Origin of the sequence: Micromonospora sp. HK10, assembly GCF_000982955.1 — a bacterium.
GTDB lineage: Bacteria > Actinomycetota > Actinomycetes > Mycobacteriales > Micromonosporaceae > Micromonospora.
This window is the reverse complement of the sequence record NZ_KQ058863.1, coordinates 1-4122: the sequence shown is the minus strand read 5'-3', so window position 1 is coordinate 4122 and position 4122 is coordinate 1. Positions and strand designations below refer to the sequence as shown.

Sequence of the window (4122 nt, the reverse complement as noted above, 5' to 3'; positions counted from 1 at the left end):
ACCACTCCAGCGGACGCAACCGACCGCGGAGCAGCGACACGGGACAGACGCTGTTCCTTTCCAGTCTTCGCGGAGGTGTAATCCAGGTGCGCGAAGGACAGAACATTGAGCCCAAGGTAGAGAATGAAGGAGAGTTGCTTCTACCGGTCGGCGCGGCGGGCTGCCGTCAGGTGCTGTTCGCTCTGTCTAGGGCTAGCGCTATCGATGCCTGGGCTTGCTCGAGTGTGTCGCCGGCTCCAATCGCAAGGTCTCGTAGGTACTTGCGGAGCTCGTCGTCAGGCGGGTGGGTTGAGGTGAGGTAGCCGGCGAGTTCGAGGCTGACGAGGCCGTGGAGCTGACACCACGTGTGCTGGGTGATGGACCAGGGGTCGGTGGGACGGAACCGGCCTGCCTGAATGCATCGGGTGATGGCATCCCGGGCTACGCGCAGTGTGTAGAGGCCGATGCGCCGGTCTTCTTGTGACAGTTGGAACCCGGCGATGCTTGAACCGCCGAACATCACCGCGTACAGGTGAGGCGCCAGGTGCGCGGACTGCCGGTACGCGATGGCTAGCTGGAAGCTGTCGGCGACTGGGTCGTCGCTGGCCTGCACCGTCGCCAGTCGGTCAGCTAGCCGGGCGAAGCCTTCGCGGATGACGGCCCTCACCAGGCCGGGCATGCCGCCAAAGTACGTGTAGATGGCCATTGTGGACGTGCCTGTCTCGCGTGCTAGTGCCCGCGCGGACAGCGACCGGGGTCCCTGCTCGGTCAGCAGCCGAGCAGCGACGTCGACGAGTTCTTGCCGCTGATCGCTGCTTGTTCTTGACACGGGCTCATCATAACGCTGTTATTGACATAACAGCGTTATGAGAGGGGGCGGTTGCATGTTGGGGTCAGGACGGATCCGGGCACGGATCCCGCGACTTGCCGAAGCGCAGGGAGACGACTGGGGAACGGTGGCCGGCGACGGAGAGCCACTTCGGCTGGCCGTGCTCGGCGACTCCGCGGCGGCCGGCGTCGGTGCTCCCGACCACCAGACGGCCTTGGCCGGTCAGACTGCGGTTGCACTCGCCGCGCTGACTGGGCGGCACCTGTCTTGGCGGGTCGTAGCACGATCGGGAGCCACGGCCAGAACGATCCGACAAGACCTGGTGGACGGCATCACGGATCCACACACGCGATGGAGCCCACACTTGGTCCTCGTGGTTGTGGGGGTCAACGACGCGGTCCGGTTTCGGCGAGCCGGCCGGTTTCGGAGCGATGTCGAGCATCTGGTGGCGGTGATTCGGCGTCGGCTCGGCGCCCCGATCCCTGTGCTTCTGGCGGGGCTGCCCCCCGTCCACCGCTTTCCCGCCCTACCTGCGCCAGTGCGGCTGCTGCTTGGGACCCACGCGCGTCGGCTGGACCGCCAACTCACCCGCGTGGCTCGACGGGACACGAACGTGTTCCACTTGCCGGTCGGACACTTACCCATCGAACGAGACGACTTCTTCGCCTCGGATCGCTTCCACCCCGGCCCGGCCGGATACCGCGTGTGGGGTCGAACGCTGGGTGCACAGACGGCCATGATCCTCGAGGCAGTCCTGCCTATAACCATGGAACCGAATGTTGCCCGTCAGCATGACGGCCACACGCGGGATGCAACTGCAGAAGAATCCAGCCGGAGTTAGTCGACGTGTTCATGCCCTTCTTCATGCTGGTCCGGACCTTGGCGAACGTGGGTTCAGCAGCGGCAGCGTTCAGCCATAGTGCCCACGACAGCACCTGGGGAAGCGCGTAGCGGTGGGCGCCGACGGCGAGCAGCTGGAGCGGACCCCCCCTGTCGTACTGGCGACCCGGCCAGCTCTCCCCGAGGCGCGCGCGGAACTGATCAACCGCCCAGCGCGCCGCTGCGGCCCCAGCCTCGGAGAGGCCGCCCCTGCCAATCATTCGGTCTATCTGCTGCCAGGTCGACTCGTCCTCGTCCATCGCGCCAGGATGGTCTTGAGATGCGTCCGTACAAGCCTCTTTTCGAGCGATCAGCTGGGTGGATCGCTGTGTCTTGAGGGTTGAGCCAGGGCAGAGTGCCGCCGCAACAGCTGCCGCTGGGTGACGCCCTGTCGAGGCCTCCACTGTCGCCCACCTCACCCGTTCGGCTTGAGTTCGTCCGCCACGCGCCACGGTCTGGGGCTCCGTCCGCCGGTCAAACGACGGTCAAAGAATCAAGGGCGAGCTCTCGATCATCCGAGAACCCGCCCTTGACCTGCTACTTCTTGGTGGAGCTGAGGGGATTTGAACCCCTGACCCCCTCGATGCGAACGAGGTGCGCTACCGGTCTGCGCCACAGCCCCTCCGCTGGCGTACCAGCGTTGGTCCCACCCGGCTTGCACCGGGCGGGCCGGCGACAAGGCTAACAGGTTCGCGCCCTCCGGTGCGAATCGCCCCACCAGGCGAGGAGATCTTGGACGATTTCGGCCCCCGGGAGGGCCGCTTCCTTCCAAGATCTCCAACCCGGGAGGTGGGAGCGCGGTCAGGCTCCGCGGCCCGTCTGGTAGGGGCGTCCGCGCAGGCCGCCGGCCCGGCGGTAGGAGACCGAGCCGCCGCTCGCCGCGGGCGGCAGGTCCGCCGGCCGGTCCAGGCCCATGGCCGTACGCCGGACCGCCTCGCGCTGGGCGGCCAGCCGGCGCTGCGCCTCCCGCCGGGCCGCGGCGCGGCGGGCCTGCTCGCGGCGGACCTCGGCCTGCCGGGCGGCCAGCCAGGCCGCCTCCCGGGCCTCCGCGCGCCGCCGCCGGCGCTCGAGCAGGGCCCGCTGCCGCAGGTGTACGACGTACGCCACGAGCAGGGTGCCGGTCACCGTGACGCTGATCCAGAACCCGGGGCCAACCAGCACCACGCCGATCAACTCCACGAAGTTGAGCAGCAGCAGGGCGGCGAGCACCCGCCGGCGGCGGTAGACCGACGGGGTGTGGCGGCGCTTCGGCGGGTGCCGCCGACGGGACCTGGCCGGGGTGGGCGGGACCGCGCGCAGGCGGCTGGACCGGCGCGGCGCGGGCGGCGCCGAGACCGGCTTGGTCAGACTGCCCGTGGCGGCATCTTCACTGAGCGTGACGACCAGGTGACGCGGCGGGTGCAGCGGTCGCCGCCCGGGCACGGTGCGCCGTCGACGGTGGCGCTGGAGCACCCGCGCCGTCGACTGCGCCCGCTCCGCCACCAGCCGCTCGGTGGCGTCGTACCGGCGGACCAGCGCCGGCGCGAGGGCGAGCAGGCCGGCGGCGGCGAGGACGGCGAGGAGCACCGAGGTCGGCACCCTCACCCCTCCCGTCACCGAATTCGGGGCGAGCGCCACATGGCCGCAACTTGTTCCGTCGCCCGTCGTTTACGACGCAGATCGTGCGGTTGCGCAGCGCTTGCCACAGCTTGCAGTTACTTGAGGTTACGGGCCGCCGACCTCGTTCACCGGACGCCGCGCCGGGCGTGGCGGGTGGGACGGTTCACCCCCGACTGTCACGTACGCGGTGCCACCGCGCCAACAGCCCGCCCTCGGCGGCCACTTCCTCGTTCGTCATCGCGTATCCGATGTGGTCCCGCCAGGCACCGTCGATGTGCATGTAGCGGACGTGGTACGCCTCCTCGCGGAAGCCCAGCTTCTCCACCACCCGCTTGGACGGCGTGTTCTCCGGCCGGATGTTCACCTCGACCCGGTGTAGCCCGCCGGGGCCGAAGGCGTGGTCGACGGCGAGGGCCACCGCGGTCGGCATCACCCCGCGCCCGGCCACCCGGGAGTCCACCCAGTAGCCGATGTAGCCGGAGCAGAACGCCCGGCGCACGATGCTGCCCACGTTCAGGTGCCCGACCAGCCGCTCGTGGCCGTCTTCGCGCAGGCAGACGGCGAACGGCATGCCCTCACCGGTCCGCGCCGAGCGGCGCTGGTCGGCGTGGACGAAGCGGAACGCGGCCGGCGAGTTCAACTCGTCCCAGCTGCCCGGTACGTGCGACTCCCAGGGCGACAGCCAGTCCCGGTTGGCCCGGCGGATCTCCGACCAGGCCACCGCGTCCGAGCGCCGGTACGGCCGCAGCACCACCGGACCGTCCATCAGCACCGCGGGCCATCCGGGCGGCCGCCGGAACCTCACCGGGCTACCCGTCCGTTCGCGACTGCGGGGC

5 protein-coding genes and 1 tRNA gene are annotated in these 4122 nt (G+C 69.7%); 1 reads left to right on the top strand and 5 read right to left on the bottom strand.

The genetic code is table 11. The features are described from left to right. Positions 1-166: 166 nt before the first annotated feature. Positions 167-808, bottom strand: coding sequence for a TetR/AcrR family transcriptional regulator (locus LQ51_RS23195; protein ID WP_046569069.1), 642 nt, complete (start codon positions 806-808; stop codon positions 167-169). A 37-nt stretch (positions 809-845) separates the two neighbouring features. On the opposite strand from LQ51_RS23195, the gene LQ51_RS34595 reads away from it, so the two are divergent. Then, complete coding sequence (locus LQ51_RS34595; RefSeq protein WP_082159603.1) at positions 846-1649, top strand: SGNH/GDSL hydrolase family protein; 804 nt, start codon at positions 846-848, stop codon at positions 1647-1649. On the opposite strand, the gene LQ51_RS33515 is transcribed toward LQ51_RS34595, so the two are convergent. The 4 genes from LQ51_RS33515 to LQ51_RS23175 form a co-directional block, all read right to left on the bottom strand. After that, a complete protein-coding gene (locus LQ51_RS33515; protein WP_046569067.1) occupies positions 1567-1947 on the bottom strand; it encodes a hypothetical protein in 381 nt (126 codons plus the stop codon). The two genes, LQ51_RS34595 and LQ51_RS33515, sit on opposite strands and share 83 nt — an antisense overlap. 285 nt (positions 1948-2232) lie before the next feature. After that, a tRNA-Ala gene (locus LQ51_RS23185) sits at positions 2233-2309 on the bottom strand. A gap of 179 nt (positions 2310-2488) precedes the next feature. Beyond that, entirely contained in the window at positions 2489-3271 is a 783-nt protein-coding gene (locus tag LQ51_RS23180) for a divisome protein SepX/GlpR (protein WP_197087887.1), read from the bottom strand. 178 nt (positions 3272-3449) lie between these two features. Beyond that, positions 3450-4052, bottom strand: coding sequence for a GNAT family N-acetyltransferase (locus tag LQ51_RS23175; RefSeq protein WP_046569071.1), 603 nt, complete (start codon positions 4050-4052; stop codon positions 3450-3452). Between the last annotated feature and the right edge of the window lie 70 nt (positions 4053-4122).

What these genes read in the sequence shown, in the direction of transcription:
- LQ51_RS33515 (WP_046569067.1), bottom strand. Translation starts at nt 1,947, where the DNA reads ATGGACGAGGACGAGTCGACCTGGCAGCAGATAGACCGAATGATTGGC.
- LQ51_RS23175 (WP_046569071.1), bottom strand. Translation starts at nt 4,052, where the DNA reads ATGGACGGTCCGGTGGTGCTGCGGCCGTACCGGCGCTCGGACGCGGTG.
- LQ51_RS34595 (WP_082159603.1), top strand. Translation starts at nt 846, where the DNA reads ATGAGAGGGGGCGGTTGCATGTTGGGGTCAGGACGGATCCGGGCACGG.